This window comes from Pseudomonas sessilinigenes (genome assembly GCF_003850565.1).
Taxonomy (GTDB): Bacteria; Pseudomonadota; Gammaproteobacteria; order Pseudomonadales; family Pseudomonadaceae; genus Aquipseudomonas; species Aquipseudomonas sessilinigenes.
In genome coordinates, this window is sequence record NZ_CP027706.1 from 4,425,329 (window position 1) to 4,448,576 (window position 23,248).

Consider the following 23,248-nt stretch of genomic DNA (forward strand, 5'->3'; position numbering starts at 1 on the left):
CCATGGGCGAGTTTGAACTGATCCGTAACTTCTTCGCTGCCGCGCCTTGTGCGCAGGGCGGCGAGGGCGTTGCCCTGGGGATCGGCGATGATTGTGCCTTGCTGGCAGTTGCTCCTGGCGAGCAATTGGCGATTTCCACCGACACCCTGGTGGCGGGTGTGCATTTCGCCGATCCCTGCGATCCCTTCCTTCTTGGCCAACGCTCCCTGGCGGTGGCTGTCAGCGACCTGGCCGCCATGGGCGCCACACCGCTGGCCTTTACCCTTGCCCTGACCTTGCCAACGGTAGCCACCGATTGGCTCGCCGCCTATGCCCGTGGCTTGAATGCCATGGCCCAGGATTGCGCCGTGCGCTTGATCGGCGGCGATACCACCCGGGGCCCCCTGACCTTGACCATGACGGTGTTCGGCCGCGTACCCGCAGGCCGGGCCCTGACCCGCAGCGGCGCGCGGCCTGGTGACCTGCTGTGTGTCGGCGGTCCGCTGGGCGATGCCGCTGGCGCCCTGCCACTGGTGCTAGGCCAGCGCCAGGCCGCGCCGGCAGTGGCCGAGCCGTTGCTGGCCCGCTACTGGTCGCCGCAACCGCAGTTGGCCCTGGGCCAGGCGTTGCGTGGCAAGGCCACGGCAGCCCTGGATATCTCCGATGGGCTGTTGGCCGATTGCGGGCATATCGCCGCGGCGTCATCGGTCGGGTTGCAAGTGGTGCTGGACACGCTGCCCCTGTCCAGGCCCCTGGTGGACTTTCTCGGCCTGGAGGGCGCTCGTGCTGCGGCCTTGAGTGGCGGTGACGACTATGTGCTGGCCTTCACCCTGCCACCTGCCGACTTGACGCCATTGCAGGCCGCGGGTTGGCCCGTGCATGTGGTGGGGCAGGTGGTGGCGGGGCAGGGCGTGGCCTTGCTGGATGCCGCAGGGCAGGACATCACCCCGGGCATCCGGGGCTACCAACACTTTCCGGAGACACCGTGACAGATCATCCCAATCAGGTTCCGGCGGAGTTCGTACCCCCGTCGGTCTGGCGTAACCCCTGGCATTTCCTCGCGTTCGGTTTTGGCTCGGGCACCCTGCCCAAGGCCCCGGGCACCTGGGGTTCGCTGGTTGCGCTACCCTTCATTCCGTTTTGGCAGATGTTGCCGGACTGGGGCTACTGGCTGATGCTCGGCATCACCATGCTGTTCGGCTTCTGGCTGTGCGGCAAGGTAGCCGACGATCTGCGGGTGCATGACCATGAAGGCATCGTCTGGGATGAGATGGTCGGCATGTGGATCACCTTGTGGTTGGTGCCCGCCGGTTGGCAGTGGTTGCTGGCGGGATTCCTGATGTTCCGCTTCTTCGATATTCTCAAGCCCTGGCCCATCCGTTGGGTCGACCGGCATGTCCATGGCGGTGTCGGCATCATGCTCGATGATGTCCTGGCCGGGGTTTTCGCCTGGCTCGCGATGCAAGGGCTGGTGTGGTGTTTCAGCTGAGGGGCAAGGCATGGGTGTCTGTCGCGGGCTACTGGCGTTGCTGGTCCTCTGGAACTGTTGTAACGCATGGGCCGGCGAACAAGCGTCGTTGCCCAGGCAGATTCGCATTGCCAGCGAGGAGTGGGACCAGTACAGCGAGGCCGACGGCCAAGGCTTGTCCTGGGACATCCTGCGAGAGGTCTTCGAGCCCCAGGGGGTAAAGGTCGAGCGCAGCAGCGTGCCCTACACCCGTTCGGTCGGGCTGGTGCAACGTGGCGAGGTGGATGCCCAGGCCGGTGCCTACCACAATGAATCGCCTGGCGTGCTCTATCCGCGCTGGAACTACGACAACGACCATATCTACGCCCTGGGCCTGGCCGGCGGTCCCGAATTGAGCCTTGCCAACCTGGCCAGCTACCGGCTGGTCTGGGTGCGTGGCTACAAGTACCAGGACTACCTGCCCAACATCGGTATCTACAACGAGATCCGGCGTCGTGTCGGGATCCTGCCGATGCTGCTGTACCACCGCGCCGACTTTTACATCGATGGCCAGACCGAAGTCGACTACGTGCTTGGGCAGGCCGAAGACCCTTCCCGCTTCAAGCGTTCGCACCTGGTGGAATTGCCCCTGTACCTGGGCTTTGCCGATACCGCGCGCGGGCGCGCCCTGCTTTCGTTGTATGACCAACGCATGGAACAACTGGTGAAGAGTGGTGGCCTGCGGCCGATCTTCCAGCGCTGGAAGCAACCTTATCCCTTTGACGAGAAGCGCTAGCCGGTGGTCCGGTGATCAAACTTATCGATCTTTATCCACGATAATTCAGCCTAAGCGTCCAGTGGAGGCTGCTGTTACAATGCCGCCTCTGCGAATCTCCAGTCCCCATACAGATCAGGAGCACAACAGTGCCCGTTGTTTTTGTTGCCGCTTCCAAGCTGCCCACCCCCTTTGCGCAATTCACCATGCACGGTTTCCTCGACGAAGCCACCGGTCGCGAGCACGTGGTGCTCAGCCTGGGCGATATCGCCGACGGCGCGCCGGTGCTCGGTCGCCTGCACTCCGAATGCCTGACCGGCGATGCCCTGTTCAGCCAGCGTTGCGACTGCGGTTCGCAGCTCGAAGCCGCCCTGCGGGCCATCGCCCGTGAAGGCCGTGGGGTGCTGCTGTACCTGCGTCAGGAAGGTCGGGGTATCGGCCTGCTGAACAAGATCCGCGCCTATGAACTGCAAGATGGCGGTGCCGATACCGTGGAGGCCAACGAGCGCCTGGGTTTCGCCGCCGACCAGCGCGACTACGCCATGTGCCTGCCGATGCTCGAGCACCTGGGCGTCAAGGCCCTGCGCCTGATGACCAACAACCCGCGCAAGGTCAAGGCCCTGACCGAGATGGGCATCCAGGTCGCCGAGCGCGTACCTCTGCATACCGGCCATAACCCGCACAACAAACTCTACCTGGCGACCAAGGCCAGCAAGCTCGACCACATGATGGGTAACGAGCACCAGGGCGAGGTCGACCGCGCGTGACCCGGGGCCAAGTGAGGCGGCGCCTGGCCGTCAGCTGGTGGCAGTACTTGGCGTTGGCGGTGCTGCCGCTGTTCGTGCTCAACGCCGTATTCGGCCAGGGCGAGCCGATCCTGCCGGTGCTGGCGATGCCGTTCTTCATTGCCGGGGTGGCGTCGATGTTCGTCAGCCTGCGCTTTTTCGGCGCCTACAAGCACGGCTTGATCGCCACCCAGAAAGCCCTCGATACCCCAGAAGAACCAGCGGCCTGGATCGACCTGGCAGCGCGGCGGCGCACGGCCCTGCTGGTGGCAGCGTTGCCAGCCTGGATCGGTGCCCTGGCGGTGTTCGTCGGCCTTGAGGCCGTGCCGCTGATGCTCCTGGCCCTGTCCACGGCGGTGTTGTTCTACCTCTACCGCATCCCACGCCAACTCGGTTGATGCAGCGCTGGCTGGCCGTCTTGCTGCTGGCTCTGTGCGGCCAGGCGCTGGCCGCCGAGCGGGTCGTCAGCCTGGCGCCATCGCTCTCGGAAATTGTCGTCGAACTGGGCGCCGCCGACCTGCTGGTGGGCGTGCTGGATGCCGGTGAGCGCCCGGTGCCCCTCAAGGACCTGCCTTCGGTAGGGCGCTACGGCCAGCTGGATATCGAGCGCTTGCTGAGCCTGCGGCCGGACTTGCTGCTGCTCTGGCCGGGCAGTGTCGGACCGGCCCAGAAGGAGCAATTGGCGCGCCTGGGCATTCCCACCCTGGTTGCCGAACCCCATGACCTTGCGCAGCTGACCGCCCAGATCGCTGAGATCGGCCAGCGCCTGGGGCGAGCGCAAGCCGGCCAGGCATTGGCGACCCAGCTGGACCAACAACTTGCGCAACTGCGTCAGCGCTATCGCCGCGAGTTGCCCCTGCCGGTGTTCTACCAGGTCTGGGATCGTCCGCTATACACGGTGGGTGGTGGCCAGATCATCAGCGACGCCCTGGCGGTCTGCGGGGCGCGCAATGTATTTGCCGATCAACCGCTGCCGGCGCCCCAGGTCAGTATCGAGGCGGTGTTGCAGCGCAACCCGCAGGCGATCCTCGCCACGGCCCAGGGGCAATTGGATGCCTGGAAGGCCTGGCCGCAGATTGCCGCGGTCAAGCAGGGGCGTTTGTTGCTGGTGACGGACAAGGGCCTGGAGCGGCCCAGCGGGCAGATGGTCGGCGCAGTGGCCAAGCTGTGCGGCTTGATTGCGCCCGAGCGCTGAGCAAGCTTTACAGCTCAGGGGTCCAGGTCACCCCGAGCATCCAGGTCCGACCTTCTTCGCGGTAGCCGTAGTCGCTGCCCTGGTGGCTGTAGAGCGCACGGGAATAGGACTTGTCGAAGACATTGTCGAGCTTCAGGTCCAGCTTGAGCTCCTGGTTGACTGCCCAACTGCTGCGCAGGCCGAGCAGCCCATAACCGCCAAGCTGTGCCTGCTTCTGTCCGAAGCGATTTTCACGGCTGCTGCTCACCAGTTGCCAGCTGGCACCGAATGCCAGCCGCTCGAACTGACGGTCCAGGTCCAGGTTCAGGGTGCGCTTGGCCCGGCGTGGTAGTTGCTCCCCGCTCTGGCGATTACGTGGATCGATGATGGCGACACCTGCGCTGGTCTGCCAGCCGAACCATTCCTGTTTCAGGGCCGTTTCCAGGCCATTGATCCGTGCCGAACCGATGTTTTCTGGTCGCCGTGCACTGGTGTTGTAGATGATCGCGTCCTTGAGATCGATGCGATAAAGAGAAGTTTCCAGGCGGCTATCTGGGGTCAGTTGGCTACGCCACTGCAGTTCATAGCTCTTGGAGTGCTCCGGTTTGAGCTGCGGGTTGCTGCTGTTTGGGTAATACAGATCCGTGAAGGTCGGAGCCCGAAAGCCTTCGCTGTAGGACAACAGCAGGTCGTTGTCCGGGTTCACCGGCACGGTGAGGCTGCCGCTCCAGGTGTTCTGGCTGCCGAATTGCTGGTTACGGTCATGGCGCAGGCCCAACTCAGTGGAGAAGTTATCGCCATGAAAGCGGTGCTGGATGAACGCTGCACGATTCCAGCGGCTGTCCTCACCGTAGGCCGCGCTGGTGTTGAGTCGATCCTCATACCAGTCGCCACCGAGGATCAGGCTGTTGCGTTCGTCCAGGCTCAGGTCGTTCTGCCAGTTCAGCGTGTCGCGATAGGTATTGAAGGTGCTGCGTTCCACGGTGAGCTTGTCGCGTTTGGCGTCCCGATTTTCGGCATGGCCAAGTTCCAGGCGTGACTTCCAGCTGTCATTGAGACGGGCATCGATGAAGCTGCTGATGCTGCTGACCGTGAAGTCGGTATAGGGCTGCTGTTGATAGGTATTGTTAGTGGCCATGTCGAAATAGCCAAAAGGGCTGTCGTACTGGCTGCGACCACGGTTATCCAGCAGGTTCAGGCCAGCTTCCAGGTTGTCGTCGAAGGCATGGCTCAAGCTCAGGCTCAGGGACTGGTTCCGGTAGGCATCATGGTCGTTGTCGCTGGGAAAGGACGTCCGGGTCGAATTGATCCCGGCAGTTTCATCCAGGCTGGCGCCGAGGCTGAAGCGGGTCTGCTGATCGCCGCCGGACAGTCCCAGGCTGCGTTGCCAGGTCTGGTTGCTGCCAAAGCCCAGGTGCATCCTGCCTTGCAGTCCCTGCTGGGCGCCACGCCGGGTGAAGATCTGGATCACTCCGCCAATGGCGTCGCTGCCATAGATCGCCGAGCGTGAGCCGCGCAGCACCTCTACGCGTTCGATCTGTTCGATATTGATGAATTGCAGGTTGCTGTCGCCGCTGGATGAACTGCCGATGCGTTGGCCGTCCACCAGGACCAGGCTTTGTGACGAATTGGTGCCGCGAATGTACACGCCTGGCAGGCTTGAGCGGCCCCCCGTCTGGGCGATCTGCACTCCCGGCACCCGTTGCAGCAGGTCGGTCAGGCTGGTGGGTTGCAGGCGATCGATGTCCTCCCGGGTGAACACCGTGTTGGCTGCGCTGCTGTCGTTGCGGGCTTCAACCTGGCGGTTGGCGCTGATCAGGGTATCCGGCAGTTTCAATGCCTGGTCACGGCTGGCAGTGTCGGCCAGCAAGTCGCTAGCCGGGAGCAGGAGGAGCAGGGCGAGGCGAGAGTGTTTCATGGCAGGTCCAGTCCGTTGGGGGGCGCGCGGCCAGGGCGCCAGATGCAGGAACGCCCGCAGGGCGGGCGCTCACAACCTGTTGCAGCGGCTACAGCGAGCCGCTGTGAGTCACGCCAGGCCTAGCAGCTGCAGACGCTGGCGCACCGAGGCTTCGATGCCGGCTTCGTCGAGGCCGCACTCGGCGAGCATCTGCGCTGGCTTGGCGTGTTCGACGTAGGCATCCGGCAGGCCCAGGTGCAGGAGCTGCTTGAGAATGCCTTCCTGGGTCAGGAACTCGCCGACGGCACTGCCGGCGCCGCCCATGATGGCGTTTTCCTCGATGGTCACCAGCAGCTCGTGGCTGCCGGCGATCTCGCGCACCAGGGCTTCGTCCAGGGGTTTGACGAAACGCATGTCGACCACGGTGGCGTCGAGCTTCTCGGCCACCTTCAGGGCTTCGGCCAGTTGCACGCCGAATACCAGCAGCGCCACTTGCTTGCCCTGGCGACGGATCACGCCCTTGCCGATCTCGATCGGCTCCAGGTCCTTGTCGATCGGTGCGTTGGGGCCGGTGCCACGTGGATAGCGCACCGCTGCCGGGCCGTTGTACAGGTGGCCGGTGGTGAGCATCTTGCGCAGTTCGTTCTCGTCGCTGGGGGTCATCACCACCATGCCGGGAATGCAGCGCAGGTAGGACAAGTCGAAGCTGCCGGCGTGGGTCGGGCCGTCTTCGCCCACCAGGCCAGCGCGATCGATGGCGAACAGGACGTCGAGGTTCTGCACCGCCACGTCGTGGACCAGCTGGTCGTAGCCGCGTTGCAGGAAGGTGGAGTAGATCGCCACCACCGGCTTGGCGCCTTCGCAGGCCATGCCGGCTGCCAGGGTCACGGCGTGCTGCTCGGCAATCGCCACGTCGAAGTAGCGCAGCGGGAAGCGTTCGCTGAAGGCCACCAGGTCCGAGCCTTCCTTCATGGCCGGGGTGATGCCCACCAGGCGCGAATCGGCGGCGGCCATGTCGCACAGCCACTCACCGAACACGCCGGAATACTTCGGCCCGCCGGCTTTTTTCGGTGCGGCTGCCGGAGCGTCCAGGGGTTCGAGCTTGGTGATGGCGTGGTAGCCGATGGGGTCGACTTCCGCCGGGGCGAAGCCCTTGCCCTTCTTGGTCACCACGTGCAGGAACTGCGGGCCCTTGAGGTCGCGCATGTTGCGCAGGGTGGCGATCAGGGTCGGCAGGTCGTGGCCGTCGATCGGGCCGATGTAGTTCCAGCCCAGCTCTTCGAACAGGGTGCCGGGCACCAGCATGCCCTTGGCGTACTCTTCGGTGCGGCGGGCGATTTCCCAGGCACCGGGCAGGCGCGACAGCACTTTCTTGCTGCCTTCGCGCATGCTGGCGTAGGTGCGGCTGGAGAGGATCTTGGCCAGGTAGTTGGACAGGCCGCCGACATTGCGCGAGATCGACATGTCGTTGTCGTTGAGGATCACCAGCATGTTGGCGTCCACTTCCGGCGCGTGGTTCAGGGCCTCGAAGGCCATGCCCGCGGTCAGGGCGCCGTCGCCGATCACGGCGATGGCCTTGCGCTCGCTGTTCTGCAGGCGGGCGGCGATGGCCATGCCCAGGGCGGCGCTGATGGAGGTGCTGGAATGACCGACGCCGAAGGTGTCGTATTCGCTCTCCGAGCGCCGGGGGAAGGCAGCCAGGCCGTCTTTCTGGCGCAGGGTGGCCATCTGCTCGCGGCGACCGGTGAGGATCTTGTGCGGATACGCCTGGTGGCCCACGTCCCATACCAGCCGGTCGTCCGGGGTATCGAACACGTAGTGCAGGGCGATGGTCAGCTCGATGACGCCGAGGCCGGCACCGAAATGCCCACCGGTCTGGCCGACCGTATAGAGCAATTCCAGGCGCAATTCATCGGCCAGGGTTTCCAGCTCGGCTTCGCCTAACCGGCGCAGGCCGTCCGGCGTCTGGGCACGGTCGAGCAATGGCGTGGTCGGGCGCTTGCGGGGAATCTCATGAAACGTCGTGGGCATCAGGCGAATCGTTATAGGTGTAGAAAGAGGCGGCAGTTTACCTTATGCATCGCAAGCTGCCCACGCAGAGCACTGAACTTGGCCGATATGCGGTCCTTTGCCCGGCCTTCGATCAGTTGCGGCGTTCGACGATATACCGCGCCAGCTCCCGCAAGGGTTCGGCTGCCGCGTCAAACGGACGCAGGGCATGCAAGGCCTGGTCTCGCAGTTCCAGGGCGTACTCCTTGGCCGCTGCCAGGCCCAGCAGCGCCGGGTAGGTCGGCTTGTCCCGGGCGATATCGGCACCCTGGCGCTTGCCCAGGGTAGCGGTATCGCTCTCGACGTCGAGGATGTCGTCCTGGACCTGGAACGCCAGGCCGATGGCTTGGGCATAGGTTTGCAGGGCCTTGAGTTCATCCTTTTCGGCCCGGCCGCTGGCCAAGGCACCGAGGATGACGCTGGCTTCGATCAGCGCGCCGGTCTTGTGCCGGTGCATGTATTCCAGGGCCTTCTGGTCGAGCTTGAGCCCCACCGAACCAAGGTCGATGGCCTGGCCGCCGACCATGCCCGCCGGGCCTGCGGCCTGGGCCAGGGTGGTGACCATGTGCAGGCGGATCTCGGCGCTGGCATCGCTCAGGCGCGGGTCCAGCAGGGCGCTGAAGGCCAGGCTCTGCAGGCCATCGCCGGCGAGGATCGCGCAGGCCTCATCGAACGCCTTGTGGGTAGTGGGCTGGCCGCGGCGCAGATCGTCGTCGTCCATGGCCGGCAGGTCGTCGTGCACCAGGGAATAGGCGTGGATCAGCTCCACCGCGCAGGCCGCACCGTTGGCCTGCTCCGGCTTGCCGCCCAGGCTCTGGCAAGCGGCGTAGGCCAGCAGTGGGCGGACGCGCTTGCCGCCATTCATCACGCTGTAGCGCATGGCCTCATAGAGGCGGGCAAGTTCGGGACTGGGCGCGCTGAACAGCGACTGCATCGCCGCATCGACACGGGCCTGGCAGTTGGCCTGGTAGGTGGCGATCATTCTGGTTGTTCCGCCGAAAAGGGTTGCTCGGCCAGCTCGCCATCGCGCTCCAGCAGGATTTGCACCTTCTGCTCGGCCTGGGCCAGGGCGGCCTGGCAATCACGGGTCAGGCCGATGCCTTGTTCGAAGGCGGTCAACGAGTCTTCCAGCGACAGCTCGCCGTTCTCCAGACGCTCGACCAGGGTTTGCAGGTCGGCGAGGGATTGTTCGAAATCTAAGGCAGCTTTTTTGCGGGCCATGGCGGCTATCCCGGGTGACGTTAAACCGGCGCGACACTAGCAGACACTGGGGTTTCGGGCAAATGAGAAGCGCTCGCTGGCACGCTGGGCAGGCCAGTGCGCACAGGATGAAAATCCGCTGCCGAGCGGCAGGATGAAACCTTGCGGGATGGGCCGGATACGAGGGCGGGCAGCATCCGGGAGCGAAGGCGAAGTGACGCAAATATTGAGGTGTTTACCCCCTTGCTCTTGAAGGGTGATGTCACCGTAATGGCACGGCTGGCGTGGCTTCCAGGCCGATGCCGACTCCCTCGCAAAATCCCTTTTCCCCAATTGTGCAACAGACGGCAAATCGATAATCTGCGCCCTTTGAGCGCCCATCATCATTGGGCGACCTTCCGAATGTTTCGCAGCCGCGCCGAGGATCTGGCGCCAGGGTTTTCCCATGCATGGCAGGACGCACTACATGCGCGCTCTATCCTTCCTTTTGTTGACCCTGCTGGTGTCCGTTGGCGCACGGGCCGAACCTTCGGCCGAGCTGCAGGAGCCCCTGGGCGGCTGGCGCTATTCCGGGTTGCTCGACCGCACCGAACAGGACCGCGTGGCCTATCCGACACCGCCCATCGATCGCGGCATCCAGCGCAACCGCACCATGATCGAGGGCCAGCTCAAGGCCATTGGCCATTTGCGCCAACCCCACAGCCTGTCGGTCAACGGTAATCCGCTCAATCTCTACACCGACGAACAGGGGCGCTTCGGTCGTCCCTATGCCTTTGGTGCTGGCTCCAACAGCGTCGAAGTGCGCAGCTCCGAGGGCAAGTCGCTCAAGCGCGTGCAGTTCTACGAATCCAACCCGAACAAGACCCCGCCACGTATCCGCGTGGTGCTCGGCTGGGACGACCCCAAGGCCGAGCTGGACATGCACATCATCACGCCCGATGGCCAGCATGCGTACTTCGGCCATCCGGGCCTGACCAATGGCGGTGGCCTGGACCCGGACGGGGTCGATGGCCCGGGGCCGGAGATGTTCACCATGACCGCGCCGCTGCGCGGTACCTACCTGATCTACGTCAACTACTGGGGCAACTTCGGCAGTGGTGGCTACAACTTCGACGAAGGCAGCAACCAGAACGAAGTGATCACCTCGCAGATCAACCTGATCCTTAACGAAAACACCGTCGATGAGAAACGCGAGACCTTTATCGTGCCCATGCGGGCCATCGGCGACCTGTTGCTGGTCAAGTCTTTCAACTATTGAACATCCCGCACCACGGATGAATTGGGCTTTGTGAATCATGAGCGAAAACACAGCATCCCCGGCGGCCGGCGTCCCCGGCACTGAACAACCCGGCAGCCAGCGGCGCTGGCCAGCCCTGGTCATGGGCCTGTGCCTGGCGGCGGCCGTCGCCACCGGCGTGGGCTGCAAGCCCAAGACCTCGGTGGCCGAGCTGCCCGGCGACAAGCTGGGCCTGAGCCGCCCCGATGGCCTGCTGGAGACCCACTCCCTGGCGCAGTTGCCCAAGGACCTGCTGGCCGTACCGTTCCTGCGTGAAACCCTGACCGAGGACTTCGTCTTCTATTACCAGGCCCATGCCGACCGCCTGGGCCTGATCGGCAGCCTGCGGCGAATCATCTACGAGCATGACCTGAAGCTGCAGGACAACCTGATCGAGCAACTGCTCGACCAGCCAGCGGACATCGCCCTGTGGCGCGGCGTCGACGGCCGGCTCAAGGACTTCCTGCTGGTGATGGACCGTGGCGGCCTGGCCAAGCTGCTCGAGCCCCTGGCCAAGGCTGCCCTGGATGACAGCCAGCTGAGCAAGCTGGCGGAGCTCAAGGTCGGCGGCGATGCGGTGACCCTGTACCAACTGAACTTCAACGCCAACAAGTCCCTGGCCTTCGCTTCCCATGGCGACAAGCTGGTGGTGCTGTCCAACCCGACCCAGCTGTATGACCTGGACTCTGGCGTCAGCGATGTACATGGCGCGGTTTCCACCAAGGCCCTGGAGGCGCTGCTCAACGGCGACAAGCTGTTTCCCGAGGCCTTTGGCCTGGAGGCGCGCAAGCCTGAGGTGCAGCAGCGCCTGGCGGTCAACTCCAGCGTCCTGGCCATGGGTTACCAGCGCTTTATCCCCAACTTCGCTGGCCTGCGCTTCGACATGGACGACAAGGGCTGGCACAGCTACCTGGCCATGGAAGAACAAGAAGACCAACCGGACTTCGACTTCAAGCCGATCTGGCAGGCCATGCCCATGGGTGCCAGTGCCTGCGTGGCGCTGCCCCTGGCGGCGCAGCAACAGAAGCCGTTGCTGGTCAAGCTCGGCGCCGAGGAGTCGGTGGCCCAGGCCCTGACCGAACACATGTCCGGCAGCGCCGGACTGTGCTGGTACGCCGACTCGCGGTTGTACACGCCGTTGCTGGTGGCCAGCCTCAAGGACAAGGACAGCGCCAAGCTCGACGCCGACCTGGGCAAACTGTTCGGCTCCATGGTGGGTTCCCGCGAGAGCAAGGTGGCGCAGCGGATCTTCCCGGTGGTCGAGCAGCAGGACGGCAACGTGCACCAGTGGCAGCGCCAGGTCAGCTCGAACTTCGGCCCGTACCCGGCCAAGCAGGCCAAGGACCCGCAAGCCATCACTGGCCGCGCCTTCATGCAGGTCAGCCTGGCCCGCCATGGCTCGACCCTGGTGTTCTCCCTGGATGACAAGCTGGTGACCAAGGCCCTGGGCACCCTGGACAAGCGCTTCCCGCCCCTGGCCGACGTGGCGCCGAAGAATGCCCTGATGCCGATCTACCTGGGGCCTCAGTCCCTGGCGCAGTTGATCCAGCAGGAAACCTTCGACAGCCTGCCCCAGGACATGGAGCCGGTATTCAACAACGCCGCGCAGACCTACCTGGTGCCCAAGCTGCGCACCCTCGGCGGTTATGGCAAATACGCCCTGACCCTGCCCGAAGGCAGCGAGCCCAATGGCCATTGGCAATGGCTGCCGCTGCAATGGCAAGCCCTGTGAACGCCTTGCGCCATGGCCTGAACCGTCTTGGCCTGCTGGCCCTGCTGCTCAGCAGTGCAGTGGGCGCGACCACGGTTGCGCCGCTGGATGTGCAGCAGTCCCAGGTGTTTCGTGCCTGGTTCGTGCGCATCGCCCAGGAGCAGTTGAGCCAGGGCCCGAGCCCGCGCTGGTACCAGCAGGACTGCGCGGGGCTGGTGCGTTTTGCCGCCAATGAAGCGCTCAAGAACCACGACAGCAAATGGCTGCGGGCCAATGGCCTGTCCAACCGCTACCTGCCCCCGGAGCTGCAACTGAGCGAAGGCCAGCGCGCCCTGGCCCAGCAGTGGCAGCAGGGCGGCGGCAAGGTCGGCCCCTACGTCAATGCGATCAAGCTGATCCAGTTCAACAGCCATCTGGTGAGCCGCGACCTGGGCCAGGCGCGCCCCGGCGACCTGTTGTTCTTCGACCAGGGCGACGACCAGCACTTGATGATCTGGATGGGCCGCAACATTGCCTATCACACCGGCACCACCACCCCCACCGATAACGGCATGCGCTCGGCCAGCGTGCAGCAACTGATGACATGGAAGGACACCCGATGGATACCCGACCCCGCCAACCCGAACTTCATCGGCATCTATCGACTGAACTTCCTCACCCAATGAGCGAATCGCGTATGTCCCGTTTTCTGTTTCGCCTGACCCTGGCCTTGACCCTGGTGGCTCCCGTGGCCCTGGTCAACGCCGAGGACTCCGTGCCCGCCAGCGATTACGCAGCGGTCGCCGGGGAGAGTTTCTTCCTGCTGTCCGACAGCAGTTTTGCCAGCGACGAGCAGGCCATGGTGCGCCTCGAGGCCCCGGGTCGCGACTATCGGCGTTTTCGCATGGAGCCCTATGGCGGCGCGGACATCCGGGTCTACCGGATCAACCAGCCGCTGGACTTCCTCAAGCGCCAGAAGAACCTGCATCGGGTGGTCAGCGATGGCCAGTTCAAGGGCGAAGGGTTGTCCAACACCCTGGCCTACCTCTGGGACAACTGGTATCGCAAGTCGCGCCGGGTGATGCAACGCGCCTTCTCCTACGAGTCGCGCAAGCAGGTGACCGAAGAGGTTCCGGAGCTGAAGGTCGGCAACTCGTTGCTGGCGCCGACGCCCTATGACGCCCAGCCGCAGTTTGGCCTGGTCCCGGGCTTGCCGCTGGTGACCCAGTTCCGCTATCCGCTGTGGCAGGCCAAGCCGATCCAGCCGCCGGCCGGGGTCAACCTGGCCGGGTCTTCCAGTGACTTCATCAACGTCGCCCCGGGCAACGTCTACATTCCCCTGGGGCAGCTCAAGCCAGGCCTGTACCTGGTCGAAGCCCTGGTGGGCAAGTACCGCGCCACCACCATGGTGTTCGTCTCCAATACCGTGGCGGTGAGCAAGATTGCCGGTGACGAGCTGCTGGTCTGGGCAGCGGGCAAGCATGAAGGCAACTCGGTGCCCAAGGTCAATGTGCTGTGGACCGACGGCCTGGGCGTGATGAACAGCGGCGCCACCGATGAGCAGGGCCTGGTGCGCTTGAAGCACGTCAGCCCCGAGCGTTCCTATGTGATCGGTGAAGACCAGGAAGGCGGGGTGTTCGTCTCCGAGAACTTCTACTACGACAGCGAGATCTACGACACCAAGCTCTATGCCTTCACCGACCGGCCGCTGTACCGTCCGGGCGACTGGGTATCGCTGAAGGTCGTCGGTCGCGAGTTCAAGAACGCCCGGGACTCGGTGTTGCCCGGTGCCGGTACGGTGAATGTCAGTGTGCTGGATGCCGCAGGCACCGCCCTGCAGAACCTGACCCTGAACCTGGACTCCAAGTCCGGTACCCAGGGCCGCTTCCAGCTGCCGGAGAATGCGGTGGCGGGCGGTTATGAGTTGCGCCTGCGCTACAAGGACCAGGTCTACAGCAGCGCCTTTCGCGTAGCCGAGTACATCAAGCCGCACTTCGAGGTGTCCCTGAGCCTGGCCAAGCCGGACTTCAAGACCGGCGAGGCGGTCAAGGGCAACCTGGTGCTGCTCTATCCTGATGGCAAGCCGGTGGCCAATGCGCGCCTGCAACTGAGCCTGCGGGCCCAGCAGCTGTCCATGGTGGACAACGAACTGCAGTACATGGGCCAGTTCCCGGTGGAACTGACCAGCGCCGAACTGACCACCGACTCCAAGGGTAGCGCGAGCCTCGATCTGCCGGCGGCGGACAAGCCCAGCCGCTACATGCTCACCGTGTTCGCCAGCGATGGCGCCGCCTATCGGGTCAAGACCACCAAGGAAATCCTCATCGAGCGTGGCGCCGCGAGCTTCAGCCTCAGCGCCCCGCAGCGCTTCAGCGCGGTGGGCGACAAGGTGCAGTTCAGCTACGCCAACCAGAACACCAGCGAGCAGAGCAAGAACGTCTTGCCCAGCCGCTACAGCTGGGTGCGCATGGAAGACCAGTCCACCGGCGAGGGCAAGCTGGCCGCTGGCGACAGCGGCTTCGCCCTGGCCTTCGAACGTCCCGGTACCTACAACCTGACCCTGCGCGACGAGCATGACCGGGTCGTGGGGGGCACCAGCCATTCGGTTACAGGCGAAGGGGTCAAGGCCGTGCCGGGTACCGTGGAGATCGTCCTCGACAAGCCCGAGTACAAGGCTGGCGATGAAGCCCTGGCGCTGATCACCTTCCCCGAGCCGATCAACGACGCGCTGCTGTCGCTGGAGCGTGACAAGGTCGAGGGCACGGCACTGCTGTCCCAGGGTGGTGATTGGCTGAAGGTGGAAAAACTCAGCCCGACCCAGTACCGCGCCCGAGTGCCGGTCAAGGACAGCTTCGCGCCGAACCTGACCTTCTCCGTGCTCTACACCAAGGGTGGCGAATACAGCTTCCAGAACGCTGGGATCAAGGTGCTGACGCCGCAGATCGACGTGGCCATCCAGACCGACAAGGAGAAATACCAGCCGGGTGACACCGTCACCGTGGACCTCTCCACCCAGTTCGCCGGCAAGCCGGTGCCGGCCCACCTGACGGTCAGCGTGGTGGACGAAATGGTCTACGCGCTGCAGCCGGAAGTGGCGCCGAGCATCGATCAGTTCTTCTACCATCCACGGCGCAACAACGTGCGCACCAGTGCCAGCCTGTCGTTCATCAGCTACGACGTGGCCCTGCCGGGCAGCCCGACGGCGCCGGGCAAGGCCAATCGCAGCGAGCGTGGGGTCAAGGTCCTGGAGCGTCCGCGCCGCGAAGACGTCGACACCGCTGCCTGGCAGCCGGAGTTGGTGACCGACGGCAGCGGCAAGGCACGTTTCACCTTCCGCATGCCCGACTCGCTGACCCGCTGGCGCATCACCGCCCGGGCCATCGCCGACGATGGCCAGGTGGGCCAGAAGAAGCAGTTCGTGCGTTCCGACAAGGCCCTGTACCTGAAGTGGAGCGGCCCGACCCGTTTCCGCAATGGCGACAAACCGGACCTCGGGGTCTTTGCGTTCAGCCAGGCCGAGCAGCCGGTCAAGGCCGAGCTGGTGGTGCACTACGCCGGTGAGTCCCAGCGCCTGCCGGTGACCCTCAATAACGGCATCAACTACGTGGCCCTGCCGGCCATTGCCCCGGGCAATGGCGATTGGAGCGCCGAGCTGGTGCAGGGCGGCAAGACCGTCGACACCCTGGCCGTGCGCCTGGCAAGCAACGCCGCTGGCTGGCAGACCGTGCAGACCCAGAGCCTGGATGTGGTGACCACCAGCACGCCACTGGGCCTGCCGGCCGATGCCGGGGAGATCCGCCTGCGCCTGGATGACAGCCCACAGGCGTTGTTCCGTACGGCCCTGGACGATCTGCTGGAGTACCCCTATGGCGGTGTTGAGCAGACGGCCAGCCAGTTGTTGCCGCTGAGCGTTGCCTATCCGGCACTGGCGGGCAATCCGCAGATCCGTGATCGCCTGCGCCTGATGATGCAGAACAGCCGCCTGCGCCTGGTGCACATGGCCGGGCCGGAAGCGGCATTCACCTGGTGGGGCGAGGACGCCGACCCGGATGCCTTCCTCACGGCCTATGCCTATTACGCCGACTGGAACGCCAGCAAGGTCATGGACCTGAACCTGCCACCGGAGCACTGGCAGCGGGTCCTGGAGGTCTACGCCAAGCAGGCCGGGAATACGCCATTGCTGCAACGGGCGCTGATCCTGTCTTTCGCCCGTGAGATGAAACTGCCGATCAATACCCTGGTCAGCGGCCTGATGGACGACCTGGCCAAGGCCGGGGAGGGTGCGCAAGCCAGCGTGCAGGATGACGATAGCGCCAGCCTGGTGATGGATGATCCTGATTCCGCCCTGGGCCTGGCCAGTGCCCGGGTGCTGGCGGCGGCCCTGGCACGGGATGCCAAGGTCACGCCACCGCCGGCGTTCGTCGCCCAGCTGGAATCGGCACAACAGCAAGTGGAGCTCAGTTCCCAGCCGTTCGCCCAAGCCTTGAACCTGTCGCTCAAGCCATTCGATCAAGCGGCTGCGCGGGCCTTGCTGCAACGCCTGCTGCCATCGCAATCGACCCTGGAACGGGCCTTGGCCCTGACCTGGCTGCAACGCAGCGTGGCTCAATCGGCTCCGGCCGTGGCGTTGAACCCGGGGCAGGGCTGGAAGCAGCGCCAGGGCGCCAGCGGCGAAAGCTACTGGCAGTGGCAGGGCGCGCAACCGCCTGCGGTGCTGGCATTGAATGCCGTACCGGAGCGTCCACTGCAAGCGTCGCTGAGCTACCTGAGCAAGGTCGAGGGTGGCACGCCTGCGCCGGTGAATATCACTCGGCGCCTGCTGCGCCTGGTGCCAGGAGACGAGGCCTTCACCTTCAAGCTGGAACCGGTGGGCAACAAGCCGATCGCCAGCGATGGCCTGTACCTGGATGAGGTGATCATCGCCAACGAAGGCAAGCGGCCGCTGCTGTACGGCATGCTGGAGGTACCGCTGCCGCCGGGCGCCGACGTGGAGCGCACTACCTGGGGTATCAAGCTGGCCGGCCCTGCGGGCAGCGAAGCTGCATCGCTGGAGAAGGCCCGTGCCGAGCCGGGGCAGATGAGCTACCGGGTGCCGCTGGATGCGCTGAACGACAGCAGCGAAGTACGCCTGCGCCATCTGGTCCGTTTCTCCCAGAAAGGCCAGTTCAACCTGCCGCCGGCACGCTTCTACCAGGTCTATGCACCGGAGCATCAGGCCCAGGAGCGTACTCCGGCCTTGGGCCAGGTTTCGGTCAAGTAACATGCTGCGACGTTGGACCTGGCTGTGTTTGTGTTTGCTTCCTGGGCTGGCGACGGCCCAGGACGAGCCTCTGCACCTGGCCTGGAAAACCGCTCCGGACAGTGAGCTGGTGAGTCTTTCCAGGACCCAGGTTGTGGCGCGTGAGCCCCTGTCGCCAGAACTGCAGGCGCCCCTGGGCAGCATCTGGAAACTCTTCGTTTATGCCTGGCTGGTGGACACCGGCGCCCAGGAGCCGGCGTACGCCTGCCAGGGCAAGTCCAGGGACGAGGTGTACTGTTGCTCGGCAGGCGGCAGCATTGCCCGGGATCAGGCATTGGTACGTTCCTGCGGCCTGTACTTCGAGCCTGCGCGCCTGCAGCTGTCGGCTGGGCAATGGCGCGATTACTGGCAGGCACGACAGGCCCCCGACTGGCTGCAAGACCTGGACCGACTGCAACCCCAAACCCGGGTGCCCGTTGCGCAACTGCTGCAGGTGCTTGCCCAACTACCGGCCCAGGACACCGCTCGCCGGGTACTGCTGGATGTGGTGCTCAACGCCGGTGACGGCAGTGTGGTGGGCGCCCTCGGCGGGCGGTTGCGGGTCAAGACCTGGAGCTGGCTGGCGGAGCATGATCCGCAGTCGCGCCAAGGCGGCTTTGCCGGCTGGCTGGTGGACGGTACACCGCTGTGGGTCGGCGGACGTGGCACCAGCCAGCGGGTGTTGAAGGACTACGCGCAGGCCTTGGACCAGGTGCTGCCGGACAATCCGCCTGTGGACAAGGATCGTTGCGTGCAAGTCAGCCTGTTCTCCCGTTACCCGCTGAAAAGCGTCAGCCGCAATGGCCAGCCGGTCGGGCCCGGTGCCCTGCAAGGGGATTACCGGGTGGTGTTTGCCAACGGCAACCAGTTGGATATCCACAGCGCCGGCGAGCTGTTCCTGCAACAGGAGGGCTTGGCGCAACGGTTGGTGGCGCGCCTGGACCGTGAAGAGTACGTAGCCCGGGTATTGCAGCGCGAAGCCAGCAGCGAGCCACGGGAAGCGGCCAAGGCCCTGGCGGTGGCGATCCGTACCTACCTGCTGCAGAACGCCGAGCGCAGTGGCGAATGCCTGAGCATCGACGACAGCAGCAGCCGCCAGCGGGTCGCCCCGCGTCCGGCGACCACCGAGGCCCGGGCGGTTGCCGCCTGGACCGATGGGCTGGTGCTGGCGGGGACCCAGGTCACCTATCACTCGGACTTGCAGGCACCGGACAAGCTGTCCTGGCAGCAGGCCGTGGAGCAGGCCGGCGCTGGCCAACGCTACGACGCCATCCTGTTGCATGCCTACCCACGTGCCAGCCTCAGTCGCTGGGACAACCCGGTGGCGTCCTGCGAGCCCTTGCCAGCGGCCCAGGACTGGTTGATGAAGCAGCGGCGGCGCTGGCGCCAACCGCTGGAGCAAGAGGTGGGCTACAACGAAATCAGCCAGTTCGCGGTTTGTCGCCTGGGCTTCGGTCGGCCCTATGTGGACCGCGAACGGCAACGGATCTACGTGCGTGGCGTGCTGTCGCTGCAGGACCGCCTCGACCTGACCCATGAATACCTGCACCTGGCCTTTGAAGCCCATCCCAATGGCCAGGATGAAACCTACATCGAAGGGCTTGCCCGCCATCTTTTATTGGAATAGGCCATGAAATTTCCTGCTACCCCTGTGCTCCTGTTCCTTTGTGGAATGTTCAGCCTGCCCGCGGCCCTGGCCGACAGCGGCATCCAGCTCGACACCCCCAAAGGCGGGTGGCGCACCCGCGCCGACGACGGCGAGCAGTATCGCCAGAGCGTCAATTATCCGGCCTCGTCGGTGAACACCCCGCAAGGCCAGGCCGATACCGCGCGTATCCGTGGCCAGATCAAGGGTTCGCCCAAGGCTTCGCAGCCGGGCAAGCTCATCATCAATGGCATCAGCATGCCGCTCAAGGTCGACGAGGATGGCGGTTTCGACCGACCCTATTCGTTTCCCAACGGTAGCAATAGCGTCGAAGTACGCAGCCCCGATGGCCAGCAGCGCAAGCGCGTGCAGTTCCTCAATACCGGTGGTGGCACCACGCCGCCCAAGCTGCGGGTGCTGTTGTCCTGGGACAGCGACAACACTGACCTGGACCTGCACTTGGTGACTCCGGATGGTGCGCATATCTGGTACGGCGACCGAGTGGCTCCCAATGGCGCGGCGCTGGACGTGGACGTGACCACCGGCTATGGCCCGGAGATCTTCTCCATGCCTGCACCGCTCAAGGGCCAGTACCTGGTGTATGTGAACTACTACGGTGGCGGTTATCGCTCGGACGACGACGGGGATGGCGGCCAGGATAACGCCGTGCAGCCCCTGACCAGCGCCCAGGTGACGGTGATCACCGAGGAGGGGACGGCGAATGAGAAGAGTGAATCGTTCATCGTGCCGATGCGTGCCCCAGGGGAACTGACCCTGGTACGCAGCTTCAGCTATCCGTGATCGATCCCTGCCATGAACCAGCGTTCATCGGCAGGGAAATAGCCACTGGGGCCGCGGTCATGTCCGGCCAGCGATGATGCTGGCCAGGCGATGAGGGGAGGGTGGATCAGTCGCTCTGGTCGGCGGTGGAGAGTACTTCGTCGATCTTCCAGCAGCCTTTGTCCTTGACCATGCGCACATCGACGACCTGGGTGGTGTCGGGGGTGCTGCCCAGGGTCACTTGCTCCTTGGCGGTGGAGCCCTGGATCTGCGGTTCGCTGACCTGGATCTGGGTCAGCCACTCATCCATGTAGTCCTGGGCCTTGAGGAAATAGTCCTCTTCCAGGCCATCGGGGCTGGCCATCTGTTTCTTGATCTTGGCGACCAGCGACTCCGAGACGTACTTCTTCATCTCGGCGGCATTGTCGGTCACCGGGTCCTTGTCCTGGCTGTAGGTTTGCAGGTACCAGCTGTAAAACGCCTGGGTTGCCGGCTTGGGCGAGCTGGCGCAATCGGCCAGTGCCAAGGGCTGGTGCAGCGCCATGGCCGCGAGCAGCGAACAGAAGAGCATTCTCATGGTGAGCCCCTTACGGATGACGGTAGATTTTGTATTCAGGTTTCTGTACCCGATAGGAGTGCCCAGGGTAGAAACCGTGCATCTGCTTGAAGTCTGACACCCAGAGCTTGCCGTTGAACATCGCCATGTGGCCGTGAGGGTGGCCGGGGATGGGCTGGATGATCACCACGTCGCCAGCTTGTGGCGCCTGGCCGGCTGGTTGCTCGACAAAACCCACGGCGGTCAACGATGAGCCAAAGTCCTTGGCCGAGTGCCTGCGGTGCAGGATCACGCCACCACCGCCGGCTTCGATCGCCTGGCGCGTGTAGGCCGCACAGCGTCCGGTACTACCGGCGTGGGCGTGGTTGTTCAAGTGACTGATAGCGGCTTCTTTATTCCACATTCCTTGTCATCCGAGAGTCCTGAGAGCGGCGATTTTATGCGTGCCGAAGCGGCTCGGAAATACTGGCGAAATGCCTTGTTGCTGGGCTTTGGGCGGTGGTTCACAGATCTTGGGCGGGCGTTGCGGGGGACTACGAAGCCTCAGCCCAACTGTCGCGCAGGGGCCCGCCAGGACCGGGTATGCACTCGATTGCGCCCCTTGTCCTTGGCGTCATACAACGCCTCGTCGGCTTGGGACAGCAGGCGCGACAGGTCATAGCCCAGGGCCTGGCTGGTCACGACCCCGATGCTGACGCTGAGCAGCCCCGGAGCCAGCAGTGGCAGGTGGGCGAAGGACTCACGGATCCGCTCGGCCGCCTGTACCGCTTCTTCTTCATCGGTATCGATCAACAGGCAGGCGAACTCTTCCCCACCGATGCGAGCGAACACATCGTCTTTGCGCAGGGTCTGCGATAGCACTTGGCTGAAGGCAATCAAGGCCTGGTCGCCTGTCTGATGGCCAAAGGCATCGTTAAGGCGCTTGAAGTTGTCCAGGTCGCACAGCAGCAGGGCGACCGGTTTGTCTTGGTCCCGGCCCTTGAGCAGCAGGTGATCGCCATGGACCATGAAGGCCCGCCGATTGCCGATGCCGGTCAAGGCATCGCAGAACGCCGCCGCCTTGAAGCGCAGCTCGACACGCTCCTTGACCATGGCCAGGGTCACGTAGGCAATGCCGATCACGTAGACCATCGCTTCGAACAGCATGAACGAGAAAAACGGAACCCCCACGCCCTGGCCTTTCAGGGCCTGGGACATACCCACGCCCTGGTCCGTGATGCTGCGCACGATATAGAAAACGGTGTGCAGCACCGTCAGCACCAGAGCTGGGGTGCAGGCTACCTCGAGGCTTTGCCGGCTGCGCCAGAACTCCAGCACTGTCACCGCGCCATAGCCACCGACCAGGAGCGAGTACACGGTAACGCGCACTGTCATCGAGTGGTAGAAAGCCGGAATCATGCACAGTGCCAGCCAGAGGCCGGCGCCGGCCAGCAGGCCGAGTGCATGGGGCGCACGCCCGGCGAAGACCCGCATCGCCGTCCAGTTGAGCGCCGCGCTCAGTAGCAGGACCATGTTGCCGAGGATCTTCGGCACGAAGTCCACCCCCTGGTCGCGCCAACTCACCAGCACCATGCCAATCGCCGCCAGTAACATCATGCCGCCCAGGTAGGCCAGTGGCCGTTCGCGGCGCTCACGCAGCCAGGCATGAAACGTCAGCAGCCCCATCAAGGAGAAGATGAACACAGACACCACGAGCAAAGTGGGGATGTGCAGAGCCATGTCCTGAGTTCTCGTGAGCCGGTTGCGGCAAATTGCCATTAATGGGCGGGATTGTACGAGAACTGTGGAACGTTGGTGCAAGAACTGAAAATCACCCGCAGATACGGTGCAGGCCAGTTGGTGAGTTCGGTCATGGCTGGCCTTGCATGGCGGGAATGCCGCGAGTGGCAGGGGCTTATCTGAATGTCCCGCAGAGCGCATTGCCCTGGTAGCCGTGGAGGATGGGAGCCATGAACATCAATGGGCCACAGGCATGGAACGTCGAGCCCAGGGTCTGGCTGGAGCGCAGTAACGGGGTTGGTGTCCCGTGCGCATCATTACCGTAGGAAATGGCGCTGTCGTAGGACTCGCAAACCGGTAGTTTCAAGGGGATGGGAAGAATGACCGCCCAGATCGTGGTGCCGCACCATCGGCGTTGGGGCGAGGTCTTCTCCGTGTGGGTGATTACGGGGGGAGTCCCGTTCTTGACGAGCTGCTGGTAAGCCACTGTCGTCGATTCCTGCTTCTCAGGCATATCTACCCAGGCGCCGACACAACCGGACAGTCCGAGGACGATCAATGTGCAAAGCAGGCCTTTGATAGTGGCCGAGCCCAGGTACTTGGGATTGCGAGGGGAAGAGCATTTGCGTGGGTCGTGCATCCTGCACCTGTCGTCTGGGGGAGCGCTACCTGGATTCCAGGTATTAAAAAGCCGGCTTGTGGCCGGCTTCTCGGGGACTGGCTTGGCTTATTTTTGGTAAACCGCACCAGCCTGCAAAACGTACACCCAGCTCTTGCGGCTGGCTGTGGGGCTAGGCGGGAAAATCATCCGCTTTGCCGGGCGATCTGGCCGCTGGAGGGCCGATGCGCAAAGATGGGGCGCAGCATACGCATGTTCGCCGGGAATTCCCAGTGCGAAGCGCGATCCAGAGGCCTTGAGGGCGAAAATAGTGCCCAGGAGGCTGTTGCAGGATGCATGGCCGGGTGGGCCTCTTCACCGACAAGCGACCCGTGTGGGT

At 64.3% G+C, this 23,248-nt stretch carries 20 protein-coding genes; 12 read left to right on the forward strand and 8 right to left on the reverse strand.

The genetic code is table 11. From position 1 onward, the window contains the following. Window positions 1–2: 2 nt before the first annotated feature. The 6 genes from thiL to C4K39_RS20530 all read left to right on the forward strand — a co-directional run bounded on the left by thiL (window position 3) and on the right by C4K39_RS20530 (window position 4,181). Complete coding sequence (thiL, locus tag C4K39_RS20505; RefSeq protein WP_124347276.1) at window positions 3–968, forward strand: thiamine-phosphate kinase; 966 nt, start codon at window positions 3–5, stop codon at window positions 966–968. Then, entirely contained in the window at window positions 965–1,468 is a 504-nt protein-coding gene (locus tag C4K39_RS20510) for a phosphatidylglycerophosphatase A family protein (RefSeq protein ID WP_068579061.1), read from the forward strand. The genes thiL and C4K39_RS20510 overlap by 4 nt, the downstream gene beginning before the upstream one ends. Before the next feature lie 10 nt (window positions 1,469–1,478). Then, window positions 1,479–2,222: a substrate-binding periplasmic protein gene (locus C4K39_RS20515; protein WP_068579059.1), complete on the forward strand. Its 744-nt coding sequence runs from the start codon at window positions 1,479–1,481 to the stop codon at window positions 2,220–2,222. Between the two features lie 128 nt (window positions 2,223–2,350). Further along, entirely contained in the window at window positions 2,351–2,968 is a 618-nt protein-coding gene (ribA, locus tag C4K39_RS20520) for a GTP cyclohydrolase II (RefSeq protein WP_022641266.1), read from the forward strand. Beyond that, window positions 2,965–3,384: an MFS transporter gene (locus C4K39_RS20525; RefSeq protein ID WP_124347277.1), complete on the forward strand. Its 420-nt coding sequence runs from the start codon at window positions 2,965–2,967 to the stop codon at window positions 3,382–3,384. The genes ribA and C4K39_RS20525 overlap by 4 nt, the downstream gene beginning before the upstream one ends. After that, the gene (locus tag C4K39_RS20530; RefSeq protein WP_124347278.1) at window positions 3,384–4,181 is read left to right on the forward strand and encodes a cobalamin-binding protein; all 798 of its coding nucleotides are present in this window, start codon (window positions 3,384–3,386) and stop codon (window positions 4,179–4,181) included. The genes C4K39_RS20525 and C4K39_RS20530 overlap by 1 nt, the downstream gene beginning before the upstream one ends. Before the next feature lie 7 nt (window positions 4,182–4,188). On the opposite strand, the gene C4K39_RS20535 is transcribed toward C4K39_RS20530, so the two are convergent. The 4 genes from C4K39_RS20535 to C4K39_RS20550 form a co-directional block, all read right to left on the reverse strand. After that, entirely contained in the window at window positions 4,189–6,078 is a 1,890-nt protein-coding gene (locus tag C4K39_RS20535; protein WP_124347279.1) for a TonB-dependent receptor domain-containing protein, read from the reverse strand. A gap of 108 nt (window positions 6,079–6,186) precedes the next feature. After that, on the reverse strand, window positions 6,187–8,088 hold the full coding sequence (dxs, locus tag C4K39_RS20540; RefSeq protein ID WP_068579054.1) for a 1-deoxy-D-xylulose-5-phosphate synthase: 1,902 nt from the start codon (window positions 8,086–8,088) through the stop codon (window positions 6,187–6,189). 112 nt (window positions 8,089–8,200) lie between these two features. Beyond that, window positions 8,201–9,088 carry a (2E,6E)-farnesyl diphosphate synthase gene (gene ispA, locus C4K39_RS20545; protein ID WP_124347280.1) on the reverse strand — a complete coding sequence of 296 codons (888 nt, stop codon included), beginning with the start codon at window positions 9,086–9,088 and terminating at the stop codon, window positions 8,201–8,203. Then, complete coding sequence (locus tag C4K39_RS20550; protein ID WP_068579050.1) at window positions 9,085–9,327, reverse strand: exodeoxyribonuclease VII small subunit; 243 nt, start codon at window positions 9,325–9,327, stop codon at window positions 9,085–9,087. Before C4K39_RS20550 ends, ispA begins: the two co-directional genes overlap by 4 nt. Window positions 9,328–9,772: 445 nt before the next feature. Between C4K39_RS20550 and C4K39_RS20555 the strand changes: the two genes are divergently transcribed. The 6 genes from C4K39_RS20555 to C4K39_RS20580 are packed head-to-tail and all read left to right on the forward strand — an operon-like array spanning window position 9,773 to window position 19,996. Beyond that, the gene (locus tag C4K39_RS20555; RefSeq protein ID WP_124347281.1) at window positions 9,773–10,564 is read left to right on the forward strand and encodes a YfaP family protein; all 792 of its coding nucleotides are present in this window, start codon (window positions 9,773–9,775) and stop codon (window positions 10,562–10,564) included. Window positions 10,565–10,601: 37 nt separating this feature from the next. Further along, on the forward strand, window positions 10,602–12,314 hold the full coding sequence (locus C4K39_RS20560; protein ID WP_068579046.1) for a DUF2138 domain-containing protein: 1,713 nt from the start codon (window positions 10,602–10,604) through the stop codon (window positions 12,312–12,314). After that, on the forward strand, window positions 12,299–12,958 hold the full coding sequence (locus C4K39_RS20565) for a DUF1175 domain-containing protein (RefSeq protein WP_124347282.1): 660 nt from the start codon (window positions 12,299–12,301) through the stop codon (window positions 12,956–12,958). Before C4K39_RS20560 ends, C4K39_RS20565 begins: the two co-directional genes overlap by 16 nt. Next, window positions 12,955–17,532 carry an alpha-2-macroglobulin family protein gene (locus tag C4K39_RS20570; protein WP_083235619.1) on the forward strand — a complete coding sequence of 1,526 codons (4,578 nt, stop codon included), beginning with the start codon at window positions 12,955–12,957 and terminating at the stop codon, window positions 17,530–17,532. Before C4K39_RS20565 ends, C4K39_RS20570 begins: the two co-directional genes overlap by 4 nt. Window position 17,533: 1 nt before the next feature. Then, window positions 17,534–19,177, forward strand: coding sequence for a DUF2300 domain-containing protein (locus C4K39_RS20575; RefSeq protein ID WP_068579041.1), 1,644 nt, complete (start codon window positions 17,534–17,536; stop codon window positions 19,175–19,177). A gap of 3 nt (window positions 19,178–19,180) precedes the next feature. Then, window positions 19,181–19,996 (forward strand): YfaP family protein, encoded by an 816-nt coding sequence (locus tag C4K39_RS20580; RefSeq protein WP_124347283.1) that lies wholly within the window; start codon window positions 19,181–19,183, stop codon window positions 19,994–19,996. 106 nt (window positions 19,997–20,102) lie between these two features. Here C4K39_RS20580 and C4K39_RS20585 read toward each other — a convergent pair whose 3' ends face one another. The 4 genes from C4K39_RS20585 to C4K39_RS20600 form a co-directional block, all read right to left on the reverse strand. Further along, window positions 20,103–20,552 carry a DUF3828 domain-containing protein gene (locus tag C4K39_RS20585; protein WP_068579036.1) on the reverse strand — a complete coding sequence of 150 codons (450 nt, stop codon included), beginning with the start codon at window positions 20,550–20,552 and terminating at the stop codon, window positions 20,103–20,105. Window positions 20,553–20,562: 10 nt separating this feature from the next. Further along, a complete protein-coding gene (locus tag C4K39_RS20590; protein ID WP_068579033.1) occupies window positions 20,563–20,934 on the reverse strand; it encodes a cytoplasmic protein in 372 nt (123 codons plus the stop codon). Between the two features lie 140 nt (window positions 20,935–21,074). Next, window positions 21,075–22,250 (reverse strand): GGDEF domain-containing protein, encoded by a 1,176-nt coding sequence (locus C4K39_RS20595; protein ID WP_124347284.1) that lies wholly within the window; start codon window positions 22,248–22,250, stop codon window positions 21,075–21,077. A gap of 175 nt (window positions 22,251–22,425) precedes the next feature. Then, a complete protein-coding gene (locus tag C4K39_RS20600) occupies window positions 22,426–22,890 on the reverse strand; it encodes a hypothetical protein (RefSeq protein ID WP_225926545.1) in 465 nt (154 codons plus the stop codon). Window positions 22,891–23,248 lie beyond the last annotated feature (358 nt).